Raw genomic sequence first — 22458 nt, 5'->3', positions numbered from 1 at the left:
TGGAAAAATCGCGCAGGACCTCCACGGCGGTCCAGGGTGGCCGCCGGAAGGCCCATCCCGCGGTTCCGAGTCCGACGGCAAGCCGCTCAGGTGCGCCAGGGATGCGCCGGCAACTCGGTGTCGCCGATGGCCTGGGCTCCGGCGAGCGCCACCGCGTCGTCGTTCTCGACCGACGAGCCCGAGACGCCGATCGCGCCGGACATCTCGCCGCCGGCATCGACGATCGGAATGCCGCCCGGGAAGGTGATCAGCCCGTCATTCGAGTGCTCGATACCGTAGAGCGGACCACCGGGCTGTGACAGGCTGCCGATCGCGCCGGTCTTCATGCCGAAGAACACCGCGGTCTTCGCCTTCTTCCGCGCGATGTCGATGGAGCCGACCCAGGCGCCGTCCATCCGGTGGAACGCCTTCAGGTTGCCGCCCGAATCGACGACGGCGATGCACATCTGCGTGCCGAGCGCGGCCGCCTTGTCGCGGGCGGCACGGATCGCGGTCTCGGCCTGTTCGATCGTCACATGCATGCGCGTGTCTCCCCGAGGCATTCCGTCTCGACCGGGACGGAATTCGCATCCGTTCGGCCCTCGCTTGCAACGATCGGCCGCCCGCTGTCAGCCCGGACCTTCGTCCTCAGGACTGTGCCAATGCTGTCGGCAACGATCGAAAGCTTTCGCTCGCGACGGCTCTCCGGACGCTCCCGGCGCCGGCCGGGAGGGCGGTCCGATCTCGGCGACGCAGCGCCCGACGGCGATCGGAGAGGCGACGAGGGCGCGCACGGCAGGAACATACCTGGCCTCCCGGCGCGATGACGGAGGCGGTGCGCGCCGTGGCCCCGGAGGTCGCCCCGCCGGCAGCGTGGTGCAGGCCCGGAGGATACCTATCGCCGGATCCGGGACGATGGAGAACGGAGTCGTCTGACGCGGCTCCCGGACTTTGGATTGCGGTGCATCGTCCAGGACGAGCCGGCATCGACGTCGTCGGGCGGGGCGCAGGCGTCCCTCGTGCAGGTGCGTACTGCGAACGGAACATGCGGGCGACGTCCTGCTGAGCCTATTTACGGCCTAAAAAGCCTATACATGATATTGAAAAGCCATGTCGTGCCTCCCTTCGGCACCCGTCCGAGGGCGTTCCATGGCCCCGCGGTCCATCCTGATCCGCGGAAAGGGGTCGCGCACGGCCCTCGACGAGAACGCCCGCGCCCGAGAGGGCATCGCACCGATTGCCGCCGTTCTGACCTCGCAACGGCTGCAGCCGTGCCGGCGACCGGCCGTGCTTGCCCGTCTTCATCCGGGGTCGGCACGGTCTCGAGCGGCGCGTGCAGGTCCGCGCCGACAGGTCGATCGACGACGCGGTGTCGGTCGACGAGCCTCATCGGCGGCGTCGAATCGCCGGCCCCCCGTCGCGGCGACCGTGCCGCGCTTGCCAATCGCCGCTAAATGTCTATACATGAAGCCAGAACCGAGGAGCGCATTCCGGCTCCGGCCGCGCGGGCTGCCGGTCTCGCGCGGGGCGTCCCTCCTGCTGCGCCGGACGCTGCCCCGGATGTCCTTGCGCTTCGCCACGCCGACGAGGACCCCGCCATGACCCTGACCTTCCATCCGGGACGCGTGTCGCTCCAGGACCTCGAACGCGTCTATCGCGACGGCGTCGCGGTGCGGCTGGAGCCGGGCTGCGACGCGGCCATCGCGCGGGGCGCGGCCCGGATCGCGGCGATCGCCGAGGGCGACGTGCCCATCTACGGCATCAATACCGGCTTCGGGAAACTGGCCTCGATCCGGATCGCGCCCGGCGACCTCGCCACCCTCCAGCGCAACCTGATCCTGTCGCATTGCTGCGGGCTTGGCGACCTCCTCGAGCCCGAGGTGGTGCGGCTCGTGATGGCCTTGAAGCTCGTCTCGCTCGGCCGGGGCGCGTCCGGCGTGCGGCTGGCGATCGTGCGCCTCATCGAGGCGATGCTCGCCCGCGGCGTCGTCCCGGCCATTCCCGGCCAGGGCTCGGTCGGCGCGAGCGGGGACCTCGCCCCGCTCGCCCATCTCGCGGCGGTGATGATCGGCGAGGGCGAGGCTTTCTTCGAGGCTGAGCGGCTGCCCGGCGCCGAGGCCCTGCGGCGCGCCGGGCTGGAGCCGGTCGTGCTCGCCGCCAAGGAAGGGCTCGCGCTCATCAACGGCACGCAGGTCTCGACGGCCCTGGCCTTGGCCGGCTTGTTCCGGGCCTTCCGGGCCCTGCGCACGGCTTTGGTCACCGGCGCCCTGTCGACCGATGCCGCGATGGGCTCCTCCGCCCCGTTCCATCCCGAGATCCATGCATTGCGCGGCCACCAGGGCCAGATCGATGCCGGCGCGGCCCTGCGGGCGCTCCTCGACGGCTCGGCGATCCGCGAAAGCCACGTCGAGGGCGACGAGCGCGTGCAGGATCCCTATTGCATCCGCTGCCAGCCGCAGGTGGTGGGGGCCTGCCTCGACCTCCTGCGCCAGGCCGGGCGCACGCTCGAGATCGAGGCCAACGCCGTCACCGACAACCCCCTCGTCCTGTCCGACGGCGAGGTCGTGTCGGGCGGCAACTTCCATGCCGAGCCGGTCGCCTTCGCGGCCGACCAGATCGCGCTCGCGGTCTGCGAGATCGGCTCGATCGCGCAACGGCGGATCGCGCTCCTCGTCGATCCGGCGCTGTCCTTCGGCCTGCCGGCCTTCCTGGCGAAGAAGCCGGGCCTGAATTCCGGCCTGATGATCGCCGAGGTGACCTCGGCAGCGCTGATGAGCGAGAACAAGCAACGGTCGCATCCGGCCTCGGTCGATTCGACGCCGACCTCCGCCAACCAGGAGGACCATGTCTCCATGGCCTGCCACGGCGCCCGCCGCCTGCTGCCGATGACCGAGAACCTGTTCGGCATCTTAGGCATCGAGGCCCTGGCCGGTGCCCAGGGCGTCGAGCTGCGCGGGCCCCTGCGGACGAGCCGGGAGCTGGAGCGGGCGCTCGGCGCAATCCGCCGGGTCGTGCGTCCCCTGGAGGAGGACCGCTACCTCGCGGACGACCTGCGGGCGGCCGCTGGCTTGGTGGCGGACGGTACGATCGAGGGGAGTTTGTCCGCTGGGATTTTGCCGGGTTTGGCGCTGGGGTGAGTTCGTTCGGGGTCGCTCCGCTCGTGAGCAGCGTTCAACTTTTTTCCCAAGACGCCGCCGGGCACCCTCCCCCCTCTGCGGGGGAGGGTGCCCGGCGGAGCCGGGCGGGAGAGGGGACGACGCTTCCGGAAATGACTGAACCGTTCTGGCAAGCGCCATACTTGGCATCATCGCGCTGCCCCTCTCCCGGCCCCTGCTGACGCAGGGTCCACCCTCCCCCGCAGAGGGGGGAGGGTTACGCGCGGGGGCGTTGAGAGAGTGTCATCGAACGCAGGGCATTTTGATACCAACCCATATCGCAGAGCGGAGCTTGGGCTCGATTAAGACTGTAGTTATTATTCAATTTCTGTCTTAAAACCTATCGGAAAAATCTTCGCTCTTCCTTGTCCCAGACGCCCCCCGCCCACCGAGAAGGTCCACGCCCCATGCGTCTTCTGAAGGCCGAGGATCACCGGCGCATGCCGTGGAAGAACGGCGGCGGCGAGACCGTCGAGATCGTCGTCCATCCCCCGGAGACCGGGCTCGGCGGGTTCGACTGGCGGGTCTCCATGGCGACAGTCGCGGCGGACGGGCCGTTCTCGCCGTTTCCCGGCATCGACCGGACGCTCGCGCTCCTCGACGGCGAGGGAATGGACCTCGCCGTCGAGGGGCACGGATCGCACCGCCTGACGCCGGCCTCCCCGCCGCTGGCCTTTCCCGGCGACGCACCGGCCGCAGCCCGCCTCGTCGCCGGGGCGATCACCGATCTCAACGTCATGACCCGGCGGATCGCCTGCCGGCAGCGGGTGACCCGGCTCCGCGGCGGCGTTACGCCTTTCGCAGCGGGCGGGCGCTGGATCGTCCTCGTCGCCGTCGCGCCGTCGGCCGTCGCGGTGGATGGCCGGACGGTCTCGCTCGGAGGCCGCGACGCCCTCCTGCTGGAGGGCGGGGCGACGATCGCGGGCGACGGCATCCTCGACCTCGTCGTGATCGAGATCGACGCCGTCGGGCCGTCATAGCGGCGGGGCGGAGACGAGTCCTTGCGCCCGGCCCTCGCCGAGAAGCCAGCGTTGGAAGGCCCGTGCGCCGGTCTTGCGTAGGGAATCCGGGTTCCAGGCCAGGTAATAGGGTTCGGGCAGGGGCAGCCGCAGGTCGAAGGGAATGACGAGCTTGCCCGTCTCCAGTTCCGGGCCGATGAAGGCGAGCTGCCCGAGGACGAAGCCCTGGCCGGCCAGGCTCGCGTCGATCGCGCTGCCGGACAGGCCGTAGGTCAGGTTGGCGGGCGGCGGCCTGGCACCGATCAGCCGACCCCACTCTGCCCAGCCGGGATTTCCCCCGAAGCGCGGATCCCAGGCGATGTGCAACAAAGGAAAGCGCAGGATGTCCTCCGGGCCTGACAGGCTCTGCCCCTCGATCAGGGAGGGCGCGCAGACCGGCACGATGCGATCGGTGAACAGCTCGGTGCGGTGCGGCGGATGGTGCCGGCCGCCGTAATAGATGCGCAGGTCGACCGCGCCCTGGCTCCAATCCGGCTCCGCGTCGCTGCCGACGAGCGAGACACGGGCCTGAGCGTCGAGTTCCGTCCAGTCCCGCATCCGGCGGCCGATCCACTTGCCGAGCACCGTCGTCAGGCAGGACAGCACGATGACGTCGGCATTCGCGTCCCGTAAGGTCGCGGCGGCCTCCGTGAAGGCCGCGAAGCCCTGGCGGATCCGCCCGTGAAAGGTCGCCCCGAGCGGCGTCAGGCGCAGGGCCCGGCCGTCATGCTCCACGAGCCTCGCCGCCAAAGCCGCCTCGAGCTTGCGCAACTGCTGGCTGATCGCGCCCGGCGTCACCCCGAGATCGGCGGCGGCCGCCGCCAAGCTGCCCGTCCGCCCGAACGCGTCGAAGGCCTGCAGCGCCTTCAGAGGGGGGAGGGGAGACATGAGCGGCGGGACATGATGCGGGTAGCCTCGGCCGGTGCGGACGGATCGTGGGGCGGACAGATTTTCTAAAGCATGAAGCAGAATTTCTCCGGTCCCGGCAAGCCCGCCCCCAGGCATACTCGGCCCATTGAGACCTGCCGCATCATCCCAGGAGGCCGCAGGCCGAGCCCCCGAGGAGACCCGCGAATGCCCCGACCGGACAAGCTTAAGCTCGGCACCTTCGTCTACACGTTCGGCTTCCATCCGGCGGCGTGGCTGCATCCGGACAGCGACGTGCGCGGCGCCAACGACCTCGGCCACCTGACCCGCTGCGCCACGATCTCGGAAGCCGCGAAGCTCGACTTCATGTTCTTCGCCGATTCCCCGGCGAGCGCGGTCGGCGAGGCGGGCGCGCTCGCCCGCAACCCCACCAAGATGAACCGCTTCGAGCCGATCACCGCGATCACGGCCCTGTCGCAGCACACCGACCGGATCGGGTTCGTGGCGACGGCCTCGACGAGCTACTACGAGCCCTACAACATCGCGCGGCTGTTCGCCTCGGCCGATCACATCTCCCGCGGCCGGATCGCCTGGAACGTCGTCACCTCGGACCACGACGAGACCGGCTACAACTACAACCGCGAGGGCCTGGCCCCCCATGCCGAGCGCTACGAGCGCGGCGAGGAATTCCTCGATACCGTGTTCGGCCTCTGGGACAGCTTCGAGGACGACGCGCTGCTCCTCGACCGGGAGAGCGGCGTCTATCACGACAAGGACAAGCTCCACACGCTGAACCACAAGGGCAAGCACTTCCAGGTGCGCGGCCCGCTGAACATCGCCCGCACGCCGCAGGGACGGCCGGTGATCGCCCAGGCCGGCGGCTCCGAGCAGGGCATGGAACTGGCCGCCCGCACCGCCGAGATGGTGTTCTCGCTCGCCTCGAACATCGAGAAGAACCGGGCCTTCTACGCCAACGTGAAGGGGCGGATGGCCCGCTATGGCCGAGACGTGAACGACCTCAAGATCCTGCCCGGCATCGTCATCAATGTCGGCGAGACGCGAGAGGAGGCCGAGGCGAAGGCCGAGGCGCTGGTCGCGCTGATGCACCCCGATGTCGGGCTGCTGATGCTCCAGGAATTTTTGGAGACCGACCTCCACGGCGCCGATCTCGACAAGCCGTTCCCGATGGACCGGATGCCCGCCTCGGCCAAGGGCTCGAAGGCGATGTTCGAGGAGTTGAAGGAGTTCGTCACGCAGGGCCACACGATGCGCGAGCTGATCACGCATTACGCCCGGCGGCACACCGGCAACGGGCTCACCGGCACGCCCAGTCAAGTCGCGGATTTCATGCAGGAATGGTTCGAGACGAAGGCCGCGGACGGCTTCATCCTGATGTGCCCGACCCTGCCGTCGAGCCTGGAGGATTTCACCCGCCTCGTCGTCCCCGAGCTGCGCCGCCGCGGGCTGTTCCGCGAGGAGTACGAGGGGACGACGCTGCGGGACAATCTCGGCTTGTCCACACCCCGGAACCGTTACGCGGCGGCCCGCGGCAGGGTATGAGCATGACGATGCCTGTGCGGATGCCCCGGGAGGGGCTGCGTCGGGGCGGGGACGGCGATTTGGGCGGCGATGGGCGAGTGGCGGCGATGAGCGGAGACGAGGCCGGTCCCGTGCTGCGACCGGGGGATGCCGAGACCTTCCGCGAGGTCTGGCGGGGCGTCGGTTCGACCGTGGCGCTGATCGCGACCGAGCACGGGCCTCAGCGGCACGCAATGCTGGCGACGGCGGTCAGCTCGGTCTCGATGGAGCCGCCCTCGCTCCTCGTCTGCGTCAACCGCACCGCCTCGGCGCACGGCGCGCTACGTGCGCGGGGAGCCTTCTCGCTGGGCATCATGGGATCGCCGCAGCGCGACCTCGCCGCCGCGATCGCCCAGGCGCCCTCCGCGGCGCGCTTCGACCACGGCACCTGGCGGCAGATGCGGACGGGCGGCGACGCGGTCGAGGGCCTGCCGTGGCTGGAGGAGGCGCAGGCGACCCTGTTCTGCGCGATCGACGTCTGCCACGATTACGGCACGCATTCGGTCCTGATCGCCCGAATCGCCGGTGCGATCGGCGCGCGGGAGACCGATCCGCTGCTGTATTGCGACGGGGGGTATGGGCGGTTCGTGGTGGGGGAGGGGTGAGGCGACTCCCCTCAAGAAGAGCGCGGGTTTCCCCCTCCCCCCTCTGCGGGGGAGGGTGCCCCGCGAATGCGGGGCGGGAGAGGGGACGCCGCTTCAGGATATGGCGGAACCGTTCTGGCAGGCGCCCCCTGGATCGGCGTCGCGCTGCCCCTCTCCCGATCCCTGCTGACGCAGGGGCCACCCTCCCCCGCAGAGGGGGGAGGGGGAACCCGCGCCACTTTCTGCCGCCGGCCAGGCCTCACCCCCGCCCCGGCCCCCCAACCGCATCCGGCCCGAAATTCGCGACCAACTGGTGCTCGCTGCCGGGATAGAGCAGCCTGACGCCGGTCACCCACTCGCCCGCGACCTGGGTGCGCCGGACGATCTCCAGGCAAGCCTCGCCGACCGCGAGCTCCAGCACCTTGGCCTCGGTCACCGTCGCGTTCACCGCCCGGACGCGGTGGCTCGCCACGCTCCAGGGCACGGCTTCGAGCAGCCAGGCGCCCGGGGCCAAAGCGGTGAAGTCCTGGTCCTTCGCACCCTCGGCGACGGCAGGGTTGATCAGGCGGGTCTCGAGGCAGAACGGGCGGTCGTCGGCGAGGTGCAGGCCCTGCAGCCACAGCACCTCCCCGCCACTGGACGCACCGAGCAGCACGGCGTCCTCCTCTCGGCCCGGCCGCATCCGGCGCGCGATCAGGTGGAAGCGGTAGACACGGCCCGAGCGGCGCACCTCGTCGCGGATATCGGCGATCGCCACCACGGCGGATTCGGCGCGCGGTTGCGCCACCTGCGTCCCGCTCTTCTTGCGCCGCACCAGGAAGCCCTCGCGGGCGAGCTGGCCGAGCGCCTTGTTCATGGTCATGCGCGACACGCCGTAGCGCTCGGCGAGATCGGTCTCGACCGGGAGCTGGGACCCCGGCAGCCAGCGCCCGTCGACGATCAGCGAGCGGATGTCCTCGACGATGTGATCGTGCCGCGTTGCCCCCTTGGCAATGTCGGAGGCAAGCTCGGAGGGATCCGCGCCTTGAGCCTTCCCGCGGGTCGTCCGATCCGTCGCGCTCACGCCGGCTTCAGCAACATGGCCGCCCCGCGATCGAGGTAGGTTTCGAGGAACTGGGTCAGGCGGGGATGGCGCGGGGCGGCAAACAGCTCCGCCGGTGTCCCGTTCAGGAGGACGCGGCCGTGATCGAGGAAGACGATGCGCTGGCCGACGCTCGCCGCGAAGCCGATCTCGTGGGTGACGACCACCATCGTCATGCCCTCCGTCCCGAGATCGCGCATGACGTTCAGCACCTCGCCGGTCAGTTCGGGATCGAGGGAGGCGGTCGGCTCGTCGAAGAGCAGGATCTCCGGTTCGAGCGCGAGCGCCCGGGCGATGGCGACGCGCTGCTGCTGGCCGCCGGAGAGTTCGGACGGGTAGTGCCGGGCCCGCGCCTCGAGTCCGACGCGGCGCAGCTGCGCCATGCCGCGCGCCTCGGCCTCCTGCCGGGAGAGGCCCTTCACGGTGACGAGCGCCTCGGTGACGTTGCCGAGCGCCGTCATGTGCGGCCAGAGGTTGAACTGCTGGAACACCATGCCGATGCCGGAGCGCACCTGGCGGATGCGCGGCGGCGCCAGGCGGGTGCGCGTGCCGTCCGGCCGCTCCTCGAAGCCGAGCGGCTGCCCGTCGATCAGGATCGTGCCGCGCGTCGCCTCCTCCAGGAACGCGATGCAGCGCAGAAGCGTCGACTTGCCCGAGCCCGACGGGCCGATCAGGCAGGTGGTGGCTCCACGCGCGATCTCGAGGTCGATCCCATGCAGGACCTCGGTCTGGCCGTAGCTCTTGCTCAAGTGGCGGATGGAGATGGCGGAGGGGGAGGTCGTCATGCGAACCTGAACTTCGAGAGCCGGGTTTCGAGCGCCCGGCCGGCCCAGCCGCAGGCCTCGACCAGCCCCCAGTAGATGATGGCGAGCAGGAACAGCGATTCCACGAAGGCGTATTGCTGCGAGCCGAGCGCGCTGATGACGGCCGTCGCCTCGGGCACCGCGATGATCGACAGCACGGCCGTCTCCTTGACCAGGACCACCGCCATGTTCACGCATTGCGGCAGGACCAGCATGGTCATCTCGGGGATCAGGATGCGCCGGACGATCTGGGCCTGGCTCAAGCCCACGCATTGCGCCGCCTCGACATGGCCCCGCGGCACCGCGGCAAAGCCCGCCCGGAAAATCTCGGAGAAATAGGCCGCGGCGTAGATGGTGAGGCCCAGCAGCCCGGCCGGCACCGGATCGAGGCTGATCCCGACGAACGGGCCGCCGAAATAGAGCAGGAAAATCTGGATCAGGAAGGGGGTGCCGCGCAAGATCTCGACTGCGAGCCGCAACGCGAGGCCGAGGGGACGCGGCCCGAAATGCCGGAGCGCGGCGACGACGAAGCCGAGGCCGGCGCCCATCATCGTGGCGGCGAGCCAGATGCCGAGCGTGACCTTGAGCCCGGACAGGATGGCCGGCAAGGCCGCGACGATGACCGAGACGTCGAAGCTCATGCCAGCCGCCCCCGGCGCAAGGCGCGCTCGGTCAGGCTGCCGCCGCCCGCCACCATCCAGTTGATCGCCAGGTACAGCCCGCCGGCGACCGAGTAGAACAGCAGCGGCTCGTAGGTGGAGGCGGCGAGGTTCTGCGCCGTGCGCGTCAGCTCGATCACGCCGACCACCGAGACCAGCGAGGACGCCTTCAGGATCAGGATCGCCTCGTTGACCAGCGCCGGCACCGTGAGCCGGAGCGCGATCGGCGCGCGGATGCGGCGGAACTGCTGCCAGGGCGACAGGCCGACCATGTCGGCCGCCTCCAGCAGACCGCGCGGCACGCTGGTGAAGCCGCCGCGCAGGTTCTCCGCCTGATAGGCGGCGGTGCAGAGCGACAGGCCGATCAGCGCCGCGACCAGGCTCGGGACGGCAAGGCCGATCGCCGGCAGCAGGTTGTAGATCAGGAGCAGCTGGACGAGGAGCGGGACGCCGCGGAAGAAGCTGACGAACAGGACCGCCGGCCAGCGCAGCCACGGACGTGGCGACAGCTTGGCCGCGCAGACCAGGATGCCGATCAGGAGGCCGATCCCGATCGACACGAAGCTGATGACGACCGTGGTGCCGGCCGCCTTCAGCATCAGTTCGAACAGTCGCGCGGACATCGGGCTCTCGCAGGCTCAACTCAGAAGCTCGGCTCCGGCGCGACGTCCGGCGTGTCGAACGCGGTGCCGAACCACTTCTCCTGCAGCTTCTTCATCCGGCCGTCGGTCTTGATCTTGACGAGCGCGGCCTGCACGGCGTCGAGCAGGGGCTGATCGTCCGGCTTCTTGGTGCCGATATAGCCGAAATAGCTTTTTTGGCCGAAGGGCGGCTTGACCACCGCGAAGACGGCCGGCTGCTTCGACGCCACGTAGGCGATGTTCGGCAGCGAATTCGCCACGGCGGCGATGCGGCCCGCCGCGAGGTCGGCATAGGCCTCGTTGAAGCCCGGATATTCGCGCGTCTCGACCGGCTTCGGCAGCGTCGCGCCGAAAGTCTTCAGCTGGGCGAGCTGCGCCGTCGCCTTGCCGGCGCCGACGGTCTTGCCGGCGATGTCCTGGGGCGTCTTGATCGTGTCGTCCTTCGCGCGCCGCAAGATCGCGACGGTCGCCTCGGCGACGGGTGACAGGAAACGGTACCGCTCCATCCGCGCCTTGGTGATGGTGGCCGGACCCGCCACCATGTTGAACTGCCCGGCTTCGAGGGCCGGCAGCACGCCGTCCCAGGGCAGCTCCACCCACTTAATCTTGACGCCGAGTTCCTTGCCGACCTCCGCGAAGGCATCGACGTTGAAGCCTGCATGCTCGCCGGTCGCGTCGATGAAGTCGAAGGGGGCGAAGGCCGTCTCGGTCCCGACCTTCAGGACACCCTCGGTCTTGACCTGTGCCAGCGCGTCCTGTGCCTGCGCCATAATCGGCGTGGTCATCGCCAGGCCGAGCCCAAGTGTGATCTGTACGAAGAGACGCTTGTTCATGCAGGGCTCCCACTGGGATAAGTCAGCGCGCCTGAACGGGGCCGGCCGGTATTATGATTAGACATATGAGGGTCATTCCGGCCTTCAAGTCAATCGGTGGGCCCGCTTCGCCCTGGGAAAAAATAAGGCATGTCGTGCCGTTCGGAGCGGCGCACGGAGCGGGCCGGGCGGGGCGGCAGGGCGTGGTGCGCGTGTGGTCCGGGGTCAAATTTCGTGCAGTGCCGGTGGGCAAGGCCGTCCGGTGGCGTGGGGCTCCCATCACGGGACCGCTATCGGTCCACGGGACACGACAGGACGATGCAATTGCGGCACCGTCCTCTCCCACCCACGACCTCATCCTGAGGCGTCAGCGATCGAAGATCGACTGACCTCGAAGGAGGGCTCCAGAAGTCTCGGCGCTCTCTGGAGCCCTCCTTCGAGGCTCGTTTCACTCGCACCTCAGGATGAGGTCGTGGGTGCGAGAGACGGGCTCATACCAACGGTCGTTGGAAACGACCTTTGGTTCCGCTCTCGAATTTTCGCCAAGCCTCTGGCTTGAAATTGAAAATTCGAGATGGGTCAATGGCCCGATGCGTCAGCATCTTGGGCCATTGGTATCACACCGCCGCACCCTCCCGCCGGATCAGGTCGGCGATGCGCTCGGCGATCATCACGGTCGGGATGTTGGTGTTGGCCCGGGGGATCGTCGGCATCAGGGAGGCGTCGCAGACGCTCACATGGTCGATGCCGCGCACCCGGCCCGCGCCGTCGCAGACGCTCATCGGGTCGTCGGCTGAGCCCATGCGGCAGGTGCCGGAGGGATGCCAGGTGCCGCCGACCTCGGCGGCCACGAAGGCGGCGAGTGCCCGCTCGTCGGACAGCAGGCGGTCGAGGGTGACGCCTTGCGTGACGAGACCGTGGATCAGCGCGGCGCGAGCCGGGCCGGCGATGTCGAGGAGCCCCGACAGGACCCCGCGCTGCGCCGCCGGCCAGGGCTTCGGCGCCGCCGCCCGGGCGACCCGCGGCGAATAGCTCGCCGGGAAGACGGGGCCGCGCAGACCCGCCAGGGCGGGATCGCCGAGCGCCCGGGCGCCCAGGCGGACCGCGTCCATCAGCCGGGCGAGGTCGCGGGGATCGGATAGCATGCGGAAATCGACCTGCGGCTCGGTCCGCGGGTCGGGCGCGGCGAGGGTGACCTCGCCGCGCGAATACGACTTGTTGACCCAGAAGAAGATCCCGCCGATCCGGCGGCCTAAGCTGTGCCAGCCGGTCCGCGACAGGATCGCGCCGTGCATGTCCCCGTCCGGCGTGCCGGACAGGCCCGAGGAATAGCGCAGGATCGCCTGCTCGTGATGCTCGCCCCGGTCGCGGACCCGGCCGGCGCGGGTCAGGTAGGCCGAGACCGCGATCGAGGGATGCTCCATCAGGTTGCGGCCGATGCCCGGCCGGTCGGCGATCACGCCCACTCCGTGCCGGCGCAGCATCGCCCCGGGCCCGACGCCGCTGCGCATCAGCAGGGCCGGGCTGTGGATCGCGCCCGCCGCCACCACGACGTGGTCGGCGGACATCGTTTCCGAGGGGCCGCCACCGAGCGGCGCCACCACGGCGCCGACCGCCCGCCGTCCCTCGAACAGGATCCGCTCGGCGAGCAGGCCGGTGCGCACGGTGAGATTCTTTCGCGCCCGCACCGCCGGGGTGAGATAGGCGATCGAGACCGGCACCCGCTCGCCCTCATCCGAGATCGCGGTCGTGCCGACATAGACCCCGTCGCGCCACGGGCCGTTCTGGTCGGCCCCGGCCGGATGGCCTTGTGCCTGGAGCGCCCGTATCGTCGCGGCGACGAAGGGCGAGAGCTGATCCGGCTTGGCCCGGCGGATCGGCAGCGGCCCGTCCCGGCCGTGCAGCTCCCCGTCGCGATCGCGGTCGGATTCGAGCTTGCGGAAATAGGGCAGGCAGGTCTCCCACGACCAGCCCTCGGCGCCGAGCGCGCCCCACTCGTCGTAATCGCCGGGCGCGCCGCGATTGGCCATCATGGCGTTGATCGCCGAGCCGCCGCCGAGGCGCCGCGCCTGCTCGTAGCGCCGCGGCGGCGGTGCTTCTGGCCGGTTGCCGGCCGGCGCCCCCATCCGGGCTTTCAGCGCCGGCCAGATGTTGCGCGGGTCGAGATAGGCCCGGCCGGGATAACGGCTGCGGATCTCCGGCGGCATTCCCGCCGCGGTCAGGTCGTCGCCCGCCTCCACCAGGGTGACGCGGAACGACGGTTCCTCGGAGAGCCGCGCGGCCAGCACGCAGCCCGCCGAGCCGCCGCCGAGGATCAGGATCGCGGTCATGACCGGGTGGACGACTTGCGGGCGCTCAGGCTCGCCAGCACCACCACCATCAGCGAGGCGGCGGTCAGCAGCGAGGAGATCGCCGCGATGGTGGGGTCGATCTCGTCGCGCAGCGAGGTGAACATCCGCTTCGTCAGGGTCTGGTTCTGGCCGCCGGCGATGAAGATCGCCACCACGGTCTCGTCGAGGGCCGAGATGAAGGCGAACAGGGCCCCCGAGACCACGCTCGGGCGGGTCTGCGGCAGGGTGACGGAAAGGAAGGCGCGCAGGCGGTTCATGCCGAGGCTGCGCGCCACCATCTCCTGCGCCGGGTCGAAGCCGCGCAGGCCCGCCAGCACCGAGGTGACGACGTAGGGCGTGGCCAGCATCACGTTGGCGAGCACCAGCCCCGGCAGGGTGGCGAGCAGCCCGGTCTTCGCGAAGACGAAGAACACGCCGATCCCCGTGATGACGATCGGCACGACCAGCGGCAGGAGCAGGATCACCGTCAGGCTGCGGGCAAGCCGCGACCCGCTCATGCTGAGCGCGTAGGCCGCCGCCGTCCCGATCAGCGTCGCGCCGAGAGCGGTGGCGAGCGCGATCCCGAGGCTGACCCGCGCCGCCTGCATCCAGGCCGGGCTGCCGAAGAACGCCTCGTACCAGCGCAGCGAGAAGCCGGGCGGCGGGAAGGTGAGGAACCGGGCGTTCGAGAACGACATCGGCACCACGATCAGGATCGGCACCACCAGGAACAGCAGCACCAGGGCGACGACGGTGCCGAGCGTGAGGCGGGCGAGAAGCGAGGCCGGCATCAGCGGGCTCCCATGATGCGCTCGAGGGGAACCACCCGGGAGGCGAGCCAGAACAGGGCGGCCACGCAGACCAGCAGCACGACCCCGATGGCGCTCGCCGCGCCCCACTGGTTGTAGAGCTCGACGTTGCGGCTCACCAGCATCGACACCATGAAGGTGCGCCCGCCGCCGAGCAGCTCCGGCGTGATGTAGAAGCCGAGCGCCAGCACGAAGACCAGCACCGTGCCGGCGACCACGCCCGGCATCGACAGCGGCAGGAACACCCGGAGGAAGACGTGGAGGGGGCCGCCGCCGAGGCTGGCGCCGGCCAGCATCAGGTCGCGGGGGATGCGCTGCATCGTGGCGTAGAGCGGCAGCACCATGAAGGGCAGCAGGATGTGCAGGGTGGCGAGCACCGTGCCGAACTCGTTGTTGATGAGCGCGATCGGCTGGTCGGTGAGGCCGAGGCCCTGGAGCATGCCGTTCACGAGGCCCCGGCGCTGCAAGAGCACCATCCAGGCATAGGCGCGCACCAGCACGCTGGTCCAGAACGGCAGGATCACCAGGCCGAGCACCACGACGCTCCAGCGCCGCGGCAGGGTCGCCGCCGCGAACGCCACGGGATAGCCGAGAAGAACTGCCAGCACCGTGACGGTGAGCGCGATGCGGAAGGTGAGCAGGAAGCTGCGCCAGTAGATGTCCTCGGTGAGGAAGCGCCGGTAATGCTCGAGGGTGAAGGCTCCGTCGGCGGTGACCGACTGCACGGCGAGCCAGGCGAGCGGCACCACGAGGAGCGCCGTGACCACGGCGAGGGCGGGGCTGAGCAGCGCGAGGACGAGGAGTTGCTCGCGCCGCTCGTGCCGCCGCAGGGCGGGGCTGGATGAGGTCATGGCGGGGTGTCCGAAGGCATGGACTCGGCTGGGTCACGGAAAGGGCGGAACGTCGCCACCGCGAACCCTCCCCCCTCTGCGGGCTAGCATGTTCACACATCTCGGTTTGAGCGCTTTTCCCTCAAAGGTAGCGCGCCTCTCCTCCCCCTTGTGGGGAGGAGTTGGAGGTGGGGGTGGTGCCGGAGGAGACTCAGCGGTGCCTCCTGCACCACCCCCACGCGGGATCTTCGATCCCCATAACCCCTCCCCACAAGGGGGAGGGGAAAGCGCGCACCTTTACAGGGGGTTAGCTCTCTGAGGAGAAGTGTGAATCCGCTAGCCTCTGCGGGGGAGGGTGGTCCCTGCGTCAGCAGGGGCCGGGAGAGGGGCAGCGCGACGCTGATCCAGAGGGCGCCCGTCAGACCGGTTCAGTGACTTCCGGAAGCGGCGTCCCCTCTCCCGGCCCCCTCCGGGGGCCACCCTCCCCCGCAGAGGGGGGAGGGTTCAGGAAGGCGGCGCGCGCCCTACTTCTTCTGCACGAAATCCGCCCAGCGCTTGAGCGCCGCCTCGCCGGCTTCCGAGGTCCACCACTCGGCCGAGAGCACCGCCTGCTTCCTGGCGTTGTCCGGCGCGCTCGGCAGCTTGGCGGCCAGCGCGGCCGGGATGATGCCGGTGTCGAAGGCCGCCGGGTTGCCCGGGCCGTAGGGGATGTTGAGCGGCAGGTTGGCCTGGAGCTTCGGGTCGATCGCCTGGTTGACGAACTTCACCGCGGTGGCGAGGTTCGGGGCGTTCTTCAGGATGCAGAGCGAGGTGTTCTGCAGGATGCCCTGGTTGAAGCTGAAATCGGCATCCGCGCCGGCCTCCATCACCGCGGCGGCGCGGCCGTTCCAGATCATCTCCATGTCGACCTCGCCGCCCTGGAGCAAGAGCGCCGACTGGCCGCCGGAGGTCCACCAGACCGCGATGTGCGGCTTGATCTGTTCGAGCTTGCGGAAGGCCCGGTCGACGTCGAGGGGGTAGAGCTTGTCGGGCGCCACGCCGTCGGCCATCAAGGCGGCCTCCAAGGTCGCCAGCGGGTGGTTGCGCAAGGCGCGGGCGCCCGGAAACTTCTTCACGTCCCAGAAATCGGCCCAGCTCTGCGGCGGGTTCTTGCCGTACTTGGATTTGTTGTAGGCCAGAACGCTCGAATAGAACTCGTAGGGCACCGAATAGTCGGTCTTGTACAGGGCCGGGATCGCGGCGGCGTTCGGGATCTTCGAGAAGTCGAGCTTCTCGATCAGCCCGGCCTTGCCGCCGCGCACGCAATCCTGGGTCGGGGTGTCGACCACGTCCCAGGTCGGCTTGCCGGTCGCGCCTTGGGTGCGGATCACCGGCCAGGCATCGGGGGCGCTGTCCTGGTTGATGGTGATGCCGAGCGCCTTGGCGGCCGGATCGAGGATCGCCACCGTCTGGGCCTGCTGGTAGGCGCCGCCCTGCGACACGAAGGTGATCTGCTCGGCGGCGAGCGCCGGGGCGGCCGTGCCGAGGAGGCAGGCCAGGACAGTGGTTCGAATCAGCGACGCCATCTCGACTTCCCCTCTATGTTGAGGCCGTACCCTAACGGCCGATCGAATCCAGGAACTGGTACCAGCCGGCGACGAGCCGGATCACCGGCTCGCGCAAGCCGTAGAACGGGACGGGCTGGAAGCCGCGGGCGCCGAGCAGCGCCACGTCCGGGCTCTCGCCGAGGGCGAAGGCGGCGGCGAGGCCTCCCAGGTGGCTCGACATCGCGACCCCGGCCCCGTTGTAGCCCATGGCGAAGCTGACCCGGTCGTCGAGCCGGCCGACATGCGGCAGGGCGTCGAGGGTCATCCCGACGAGGCCCGACCAGCGATAGGCGATGGCTGTATCGGCGAGCGCCGGGAAGGTGCGCACCATCGCCTGCCGCAAGGTCGCGAAGGCGGCCTCGGAATCGGAGCGCCCGAAGGCGCCGCGGCCGCCGAACACCATCCGGCCATCGACCATGCGAAACCAGCGCATCATCCGCCGCGTCTCGACGTAGATCCGCCGGCTCGGCAGGATCGCGGCGCGCAGGTTGTCCGACAGGGGTTCGGTGGCGAGGATCGCGCTGCGGAACGGGATCAGGCGGGTGCGCAAGGACGCGCCCGCCCCGGTGAGATCGGTGTAGCCGTTCGTCGCCACGATCACCTGGCGCGCCCGCACCGAGCCGCCCGGCGTCTCGACCCTTATGCCGCCGGCCTCGCGGTGGAAGCGGGTCGCCGGGCTCGCCTCGTGGATCGCGACGCCCCGGTCGGCGACGGCCCGGGCGAGGCCGCGTGCGTAGTTGAGCGGGTGCAGCCCTCCGGCCTTCGTCGAGAGCACGCCGCCGACGAAATCCTGCGAGCCGGTCTCCGCCGCCACCGCCTCGCGGGACAGGACGGAGACGGAGCCGTCGCCCATCTCCCGGCGCATCCACTCGCTGTCGGCGACCGTCGCCGCCAGGGTGGCGGGCGTGTGGGCGCATTTGAGCTGGCCGACCCGGGCGTAGTTCGCCTCCGTGATGCCGTGCTCGGCGATCAGCCGCTCCAGGGTCTCGACCGAGTCGTACGCGATCGCGTGCATGCGCTTGGCGACGGCAAGCCCGTGCCGGGCCGCGATCGCCTGGAACGACGGGCGGTACTTCGCCGAGACGACGCCGCCGTTTCGCCCGCTGGCGCCCCAACCGATCGCGTTGGCCTCCAGCACCACCGCCCGCTCGCCGCGCGCGGCCAAAGCCAGGGCCGCCGAGAGGCCGGTATAGCCGCCGCCGACGACCGCGACATCCGCCTGGACGTCGCCGTCGAGCGGCCCGAAGCGCCCGGCCGGCACGGCGCCGGCGGCCCAGAGCGAGGCGGCCGGAGGCTTCGGGAAGGCCGTCATCGTCAGGCCGCCTGCCGGGCGGCGGCGGCGAAGGCCGCATCGGCGGCGTCGGCGAGCTTTTCGAGCGTCGGGAAGTGATAGTCGGGCGTGGTCAGCCGCTCGGGCTCGGGCGTGCCGCCGAACCCTTCCAGCCCCTGGCGGCGCTCGATCCAGCAGACGGTGTAGCCGAGGTCCCGGGCGATGCCGATGTCGTGGTACTGGCTCTGGGCGACGTGGAGCATGTCGCTCTGCTTGTAGCCGAAGGCCGATTGGCGGCCGCGGTTGAAAGCGAAGAATTGCGGATTGGGCTTGGCGACCCCGGCCTCGTCGTAGGTGACGCTGTCGTGGAACGGGCCGCCGAGGGTGTGGGAATAGAACGAGAAGGCCGAGCGGTCGGCATTGGTCATCGCGACGAGGCGGTAATGCTTGCGCAGGCGCTTCAGGGCCGCGACCGAATCCGAGAAGGCCGGCCAGCGCAGCACCGAGAGCTGGAAGGCGTCGGCATCGGCGTCCGAGTTCGGGAAGCCGAGTTCCTTGGCGACGTGGCGGTAGACGTCGGCGAAGACCTCGCTCGACCGCTCGTAGTTCAGCTCGCGGCCCTTGAGGTAGGAGGCGAAGATCGTCGCGTCGCTCAACTCCGCCGGACTGCGGCCGGACACCGCGCGCAGATGGTCGAGGATGCCCTTCTCGAAGTCGATCAGGGTGCCGACGACGTCGAAGGTGAGGACCTTGAAGGTATCGAGGGAGGGGGCGGGCATGGGGTCGTCCTTTTCGTAAGGCGAGGAGGGGAGGGGGTCAGGCGGATTCCGCCGGGACGACGATCGTGTCCTGGGGATGGAGGAGGGCGGTGATCGCGCCGCCGGGGGCGGGGATCGCGAGGCGTCCGGCATGGTGGGCCGGCTGGCGCAGGGAGATCTCGGGCCCGCCATCGAGGGCGACGAACACCCGCAGGCTCTCGCCCTGGTAGACGACGTCGGTGACGCGGCCCGTCAGGCGGTTGTAGCCCTCGGGGGCCGTGTCGCCCGCCACGATCAGCTTCTCGGTCTGGATCGCCAGCAGCAGGGCCTCGCCCGCCGGCAGCGGCCGGGCGCTGCGCAGGGGGGTGGGCCCGAGCGCGACGGCGTCGGACCCCGCGCGGGTCACCGGAACCAGGGTCGATTCGCCGATGAAGCTCGCCACGAAGGCGCTCATCGGCCGGTCGTGCAGGCGCTCGGGCGTGTCGACCTGGGCAAGCCGCCCGCCGCGCAGGATGGCGATGCGGTCGCTCATCGTCAGCGCCTCGCGCTGGTCGTGGGTGACGTAGATGATGGTGGCTTCGAGCTGCCGGTGCAGGCGCCGCAGCTCGATCTGCATCGTCTCGCGCAGGTGCTTGTCGAGGGCCGAGAGCGGCTCGTCCATCAGGATCAGCCGCGGCCGGAAGACGATGGCGCGGGCGAGCGCCACGCGCTGGCGCTGGCCGCCGGAGAGCTGCGAGATCGCCCTCGCCTCGTAGCCGGCGAGCTCCACCATCGCGAGCGCCTCCGCCACCCGCGGACCCCAGGAGGCCTTGGGCTCGCGCCGGGCCCGCAGCGGGAAGGCGACGTTCTCGGCGACGCTCAGGTGCGGGAACAGGGCGTAGTTCTGGAACACCACGCCGATGTCGCGCTTGTGCGGCGGCAGCACCGTCACGTCGGCCGCGCCGAAATGCACGCTGCCGGAGGAGGGCACGATGAAGCCGCCGAGGATGCCGAGCAACGTGGTCTTGCCCGAGCCCGAGGGGCCGAGCAGGGACAGGAACTCCCCCGGCGCGACGTCGAGCGAGACGTCGTCGAGGGCCGTGAAGGCGCCGTAGCGCCGGGTGGCGTTGCGGATCGATACCCCGACGCTGCCGCCGGCGAGCGGTCCGCCGCTCACGCCCGAATTCGTGCCCGCTGCCGCCATCGTGGGGTGCCGCCTTCGCGTCCGGTGCCGCCGATGGACCGGATGCTCACAAAAGCGCCGCGCCGGTTCAATGTCGAAAGAATCCGCTGCCTCATAACTCCAGGTTATGGGTTGGAATGAAGAGGCACGGGGCTTGGCTGGCTCGCCCGTGCGCCCCGATGGCGGTCAGCCGACGAGATCGTCCAGGGTCAGGTCGAGGGCTCGGGCCAGCTTGCGCAACGTCTCGACGGTCCCTTCCCGGCGCCCCGTCTCGATCTGCGAGAGAAAGGCCTGGGCGATGCCGGCCTTCTCGGCCAGGGCCGTCGCGGTGAGGCCACGATGCTCACGCCAGACGCGGACGCGGTTCTCGCCGCTCAGCAAGCGGTCCACCACCTCGACGGGGATCATCTCCTCCTCCCCCGCGGCGAGCCGCCGGCGGAACTCGGCGACGGCCAGGCGATCGGCCTGGGATTCGGCATCGTCTTCGGCGGCCAGCACGGCCACGGTCTGTGCGGTCATCGTCTCTTTTCCTGAGCGCCTGTTTGAGCGGATCGGTCTGACCAACGCTGAAAGGGATCATGGGATATCCTATCCTTCCACCTCATCCTGAGGTGTCAGTCGATCGGAGATCGACTGACCTCGAAGGAGGCTTCCAGATGCCTCTGCGATCCCTGGAGCCCTCCTTCGAGGTCAGCCGATTTTCAATCGGCTAACACCTCAGGATGAGGTAGAATGATGAGGCGATCCTGCCTTACTCAAATAATTTGTAGAAAATTCTGCTCACACAGGCTATGAACTTTATTCGGCCATCTGACCGTTCGTTTGGATGCTGCGGAGCCGACACCTTTCGGGTCATTCCGGGCTCCGCTCCGCGGCCCCGGAATGACCCGGAGGGTGTAAATTCCATCAAGGACGTCGAACAGGCTCCGAGTTCGTCTCACGCCCTCTCGAAGCACGCCCGCTTCAAGCCGAGTTCCGGATAGAGCCCGTCGACCTTCGCGACGTCGGCACGCATCTCGGCGACGATCCAGTCGCGCACGGCGGCGACCGAGCGGCGCAGGGGCCGAGAGCGCAGGTGGATGAGCTGGCATTCCCGCGCCGTGCGGGTGAGGCGGGCGGCGGCCGGCACGAGGTCGCCGGTCGACAGCCAGTGCGAGACCACGCTGGCCCAGCCGAGCGCCACGCCCTGGCCGAGAAGGGCGGCCTGCAGCACCACCGCGTAATCCGAGAAGTTGAGCGAGGCCCGCGAGCCGTTCCAGTCCGGCCCGGGATCGACCCCGCCGGTCCACATCGGCGAGGTGGCGGTGAGGTTGACGAAGGTGGTGCGGCTGTCGGGATCGGCCTCCCGGCCCGCGAGGTAGGCCGGGCTGCAGACCGGCAGCATCACCTCGTTCATCAGGAACACCGCCTCGTGGTCGAGGTCGGGCCCCTCGACGAAGCGCATGCCGAGATCGACGTCGTCAACCGGCCCGGCGAGCGCCCCCGGGATCAGCTGGAAGCGGAAATCGACCGACGGAAACGCTTCCTGCAGCGTGTTGATCCGCGGCATCAGCCAGTGGGTGGTGAAGGCCGAGGACAGGGAGAGCGTCACCGTGTCGATGCCGGTGCGGCGGATGTCGATCTCGCGGAGCGCCGCCTCGATGCCCCGGAAGCCCTTCGCCACCCGGCGATGCAGGATCGCACCGTCCTCGGTGAGCGCGATGCCTTCGCCCGAGCGGTCGATCAGGCGCACGCCGAGATGGCGTTCGAGCTGCGCCATCGCCTTGCTGACCGCCGGCTGCGTCACGTTCAGCTCGGCCGCCGCCCGTGTGAAGCTCAGGTTGCGCGCCACGGCCTCGAACACGAACAGGGCATGGTTGGAGGGCAGCATGCGGCGGAGCGGGTTCATGGTCGCACCTCAGGCCTCGCTGTCACGCGCCGGGGCCGGCCCGGCCGCGGCATCCCCCGGCTCGGGGTCGAGGCCGACCGGCGGCCCCGGCCGCGTCGCGCTCTCGATGATGGCCTCCCACGACTTGCCCCGCACCCTCAGGAAGTCGATCGAGGGGCCGAGTGCGTTGCCGTAGACCCGGACCGTCCGCTCGACGATGCGGGTGCGGTAGGGCTCCGGCGTCAGGGCCTTGAAGTGGGCCGCCAGGCGCAGGCGCTCGGCATGCACCGCGCGCGCGATGGCTTCGGCCGGCAGGCCGTCGCGGCGCAAGGCGGCCGCGCGCTCGCGCAAGTCGGTCACGGCCGCCTCGTAGCGGGCGCGAAGAGGCATCGGCCCGGCGCCGCCCCCGGTCAAGCCGGGTCGTTCTCCTTCGGGTCGAAGGGCTTGGCGCGCTCGTCGTCGGGCGATTGCGCGTCCGGATCGAGGCGGCCGTCGACGAGGCGATCGTCGCTCCGCGGCTGCGTTTGTCCAGCGTCGCGCTTGGTCTCCCGGTCGTCCTCGGCCCCGGGCTTCTCGTCAGGCATGGGCGTCTCCTTCCGAGAGCGGCAGATAGGGCGGACTCGGGCCGGGGGCGATGCGCCCGGCGCTCCGCCGCAGGACAGGACCACCCGCCGCAGGTGTTCGTGCGA

General features: G+C 70.0%; 22 protein-coding genes. 4 read left to right on the top strand and 18 right to left on the bottom strand.

The window, feature by feature from the left end:
• Nucleotides 1-86: 86 nt before the first annotated feature.
• Nucleotides 87-521, bottom strand: a complete 435-nt coding sequence (locus tag AC3AOF_RS32630; RefSeq protein ID WP_236993243.1) for a GlcG/HbpS family heme-binding protein — start codon at nucleotides 519-521, stop codon at nucleotides 87-89.
• Nucleotides 522-1577: 1056 nt separating this feature from the next.
• On the opposite strand from AC3AOF_RS32630, the gene hutH reads away from it, so the two are divergent.
• Together hutH and AC3AOF_RS32620 are read left to right on the top strand one after the other, a co-directional pair.
• The gene (gene hutH / locus AC3AOF_RS32625; RefSeq protein ID WP_488349194.1) at nucleotides 1578-3116 is read left to right on the top strand and encodes a histidine ammonia-lyase; all 1539 of its coding nucleotides are present in this window, start codon (nucleotides 1578-1580) and stop codon (nucleotides 3114-3116) included.
• A 425-nt stretch (nucleotides 3117-3541) separates the two neighbouring features.
• Nucleotides 3542-4114, top strand: a complete 573-nt coding sequence (locus tag AC3AOF_RS32620) for a HutD/Ves family protein (protein WP_236993245.1) — start codon at nucleotides 3542-3544, stop codon at nucleotides 4112-4114.
• On the opposite strand, the gene AC3AOF_RS32615 is transcribed toward AC3AOF_RS32620, so the two are convergent.
• Entirely contained in the window at nucleotides 4109-5020 is a 912-nt protein-coding gene (locus AC3AOF_RS32615; RefSeq protein ID WP_488349193.1) for a LysR substrate-binding domain-containing protein, read from the bottom strand. The genes AC3AOF_RS32620 and AC3AOF_RS32615 overlap by 6 nt on opposite strands.
• Nucleotides 5021-5206: 186 nt before the next feature.
• Between AC3AOF_RS32615 and AC3AOF_RS32610 the strand changes: the two genes are divergently transcribed.
• Both AC3AOF_RS32610 and AC3AOF_RS32605 read left to right on the top strand, forming a co-directional pair.
• Nucleotides 5207-6559 carry an LLM class flavin-dependent oxidoreductase gene (locus AC3AOF_RS32610; protein ID WP_236993247.1) on the top strand — a complete coding sequence of 451 codons (1353 nt, stop codon included), beginning with the start codon at nucleotides 5207-5209 and terminating at the stop codon, nucleotides 6557-6559.
• Between the two features lie 86 nt (nucleotides 6560-6645).
• A complete protein-coding gene (locus AC3AOF_RS32605; protein WP_236993248.1) occupies nucleotides 6646-7182 on the top strand; it encodes a flavin reductase family protein in 537 nt (178 codons plus the stop codon).
• Nucleotides 7183-7420: 238 nt separating this feature from the next.
• Here AC3AOF_RS32605 and hutC read toward each other — a convergent pair whose 3' ends face one another.
• The 16 genes from hutC to AC3AOF_RS32525 all read right to left on the bottom strand — a co-directional run bounded on the left by hutC (nucleotide 7421) and on the right by AC3AOF_RS32525 (nucleotide 22353).
• Nucleotides 7421-8224 (bottom strand): histidine utilization transcriptional repressor HutC, encoded by an 804-nt coding sequence (gene hutC / locus AC3AOF_RS32600; RefSeq protein WP_236993249.1) that lies wholly within the window; start codon nucleotides 8222-8224, stop codon nucleotides 7421-7423.
• Entirely contained in the window at nucleotides 8221-9027 is an 807-nt protein-coding gene (locus AC3AOF_RS32595; protein ID WP_488349192.1) for an amino acid ABC transporter ATP-binding protein, read from the bottom strand. Before AC3AOF_RS32595 ends, hutC begins: the two co-directional genes overlap by 4 nt.
• Nucleotides 9024-9686 (bottom strand): amino acid ABC transporter permease, encoded by a 663-nt coding sequence (locus tag AC3AOF_RS32590; RefSeq protein WP_488349191.1) that lies wholly within the window; start codon nucleotides 9684-9686, stop codon nucleotides 9024-9026. The genes AC3AOF_RS32595 and AC3AOF_RS32590 overlap by 4 nt, the downstream gene beginning before the upstream one ends.
• Nucleotides 9683-10327, bottom strand: a complete 645-nt coding sequence (locus tag AC3AOF_RS32585) for an amino acid ABC transporter permease (RefSeq protein WP_236993252.1) — start codon at nucleotides 10325-10327, stop codon at nucleotides 9683-9685. The genes AC3AOF_RS32590 and AC3AOF_RS32585 overlap by 4 nt, the downstream gene beginning before the upstream one ends.
• Nucleotides 10328-10347: 20 nt before the next feature.
• Nucleotides 10348-11130 carry a transporter substrate-binding domain-containing protein gene (locus AC3AOF_RS32580; RefSeq protein ID WP_488349456.1) on the bottom strand — a complete coding sequence of 261 codons (783 nt, stop codon included), beginning with the start codon at nucleotides 11128-11130 and terminating at the stop codon, nucleotides 10348-10350.
• A gap of 644 nt (nucleotides 11131-11774) precedes the next feature.
• On the bottom strand, nucleotides 11775-13487 hold the full coding sequence (locus tag AC3AOF_RS32575) for a GMC family oxidoreductase (RefSeq protein WP_488349190.1): 1713 nt from the start codon (nucleotides 13485-13487) through the stop codon (nucleotides 11775-11777).
• Complete coding sequence (locus AC3AOF_RS32570; RefSeq protein WP_488349189.1) at nucleotides 13484-14278, bottom strand: ABC transporter permease; 795 nt, start codon at nucleotides 14276-14278, stop codon at nucleotides 13484-13486. Before AC3AOF_RS32570 ends, AC3AOF_RS32575 begins: the two co-directional genes overlap by 4 nt.
• Nucleotides 14278-15147: an ABC transporter permease gene (locus tag AC3AOF_RS32565; RefSeq protein ID WP_236993256.1), complete on the bottom strand. Its 870-nt coding sequence runs from the start codon at nucleotides 15145-15147 to the stop codon at nucleotides 14278-14280. The genes AC3AOF_RS32570 and AC3AOF_RS32565 overlap by 1 nt, the downstream gene beginning before the upstream one ends.
• A 503-nt stretch (nucleotides 15148-15650) precedes the next feature.
• Nucleotides 15651-16691: an ABC transporter substrate-binding protein gene (locus AC3AOF_RS32560; protein WP_236993257.1), complete on the bottom strand. Its 1041-nt coding sequence runs from the start codon at nucleotides 16689-16691 to the stop codon at nucleotides 15651-15653.
• Between the two features lie 31 nt (nucleotides 16692-16722).
• Nucleotides 16723-18024, bottom strand: a complete 1302-nt coding sequence (locus AC3AOF_RS32555; RefSeq protein WP_488349188.1) for an NAD(P)/FAD-dependent oxidoreductase — start codon at nucleotides 18022-18024, stop codon at nucleotides 16723-16725.
• A gap of 2 nt (nucleotides 18025-18026) precedes the next feature.
• The gene (locus tag AC3AOF_RS32550) at nucleotides 18027-18761 is read right to left on the bottom strand and encodes an HAD-IA family hydrolase (RefSeq protein WP_236993259.1); all 735 of its coding nucleotides are present in this window, start codon (nucleotides 18759-18761) and stop codon (nucleotides 18027-18029) included.
• 37 nt (nucleotides 18762-18798) lie between these two features.
• Nucleotides 18799-19896 carry an ABC transporter ATP-binding protein gene (locus AC3AOF_RS32545; protein ID WP_442919392.1) on the bottom strand — a complete coding sequence of 366 codons (1098 nt, stop codon included), beginning with the start codon at nucleotides 19894-19896 and terminating at the stop codon, nucleotides 18799-18801.
• A 192-nt stretch (nucleotides 19897-20088) separates the two neighbouring features.
• On the bottom strand, nucleotides 20089-20421 hold the full coding sequence (locus AC3AOF_RS32540) for a helix-turn-helix domain-containing protein (protein WP_488349187.1): 333 nt from the start codon (nucleotides 20419-20421) through the stop codon (nucleotides 20089-20091).
• Between the two features lie 418 nt (nucleotides 20422-20839).
• Nucleotides 20840-21790: a LysR family transcriptional regulator gene (locus AC3AOF_RS32535; protein WP_488349186.1), complete on the bottom strand. Its 951-nt coding sequence runs from the start codon at nucleotides 21788-21790 to the stop codon at nucleotides 20840-20842.
• Between the two features lie 9 nt (nucleotides 21791-21799).
• Nucleotides 21800-22183, bottom strand: coding sequence for a cell wall-binding protein (locus tag AC3AOF_RS32530; RefSeq protein ID WP_488349185.1), 384 nt, complete (start codon nucleotides 22181-22183; stop codon nucleotides 21800-21802).
• On the bottom strand, nucleotides 22180-22353 hold the full coding sequence (locus AC3AOF_RS32525) for a hypothetical protein (protein WP_236993264.1): 174 nt from the start codon (nucleotides 22351-22353) through the stop codon (nucleotides 22180-22182). Before AC3AOF_RS32525 ends, AC3AOF_RS32530 begins: the two co-directional genes overlap by 4 nt.
• Nucleotides 22354-22458 lie beyond the last annotated feature (105 nt).

This window comes from Methylobacterium sp. 142-1Y (assembly GCF_057747795.1).
The sequence above is the reverse complement of the archived record's forward strand: the minus strand, read 5'-3'. Positions and strand labels throughout refer to the sequence as shown.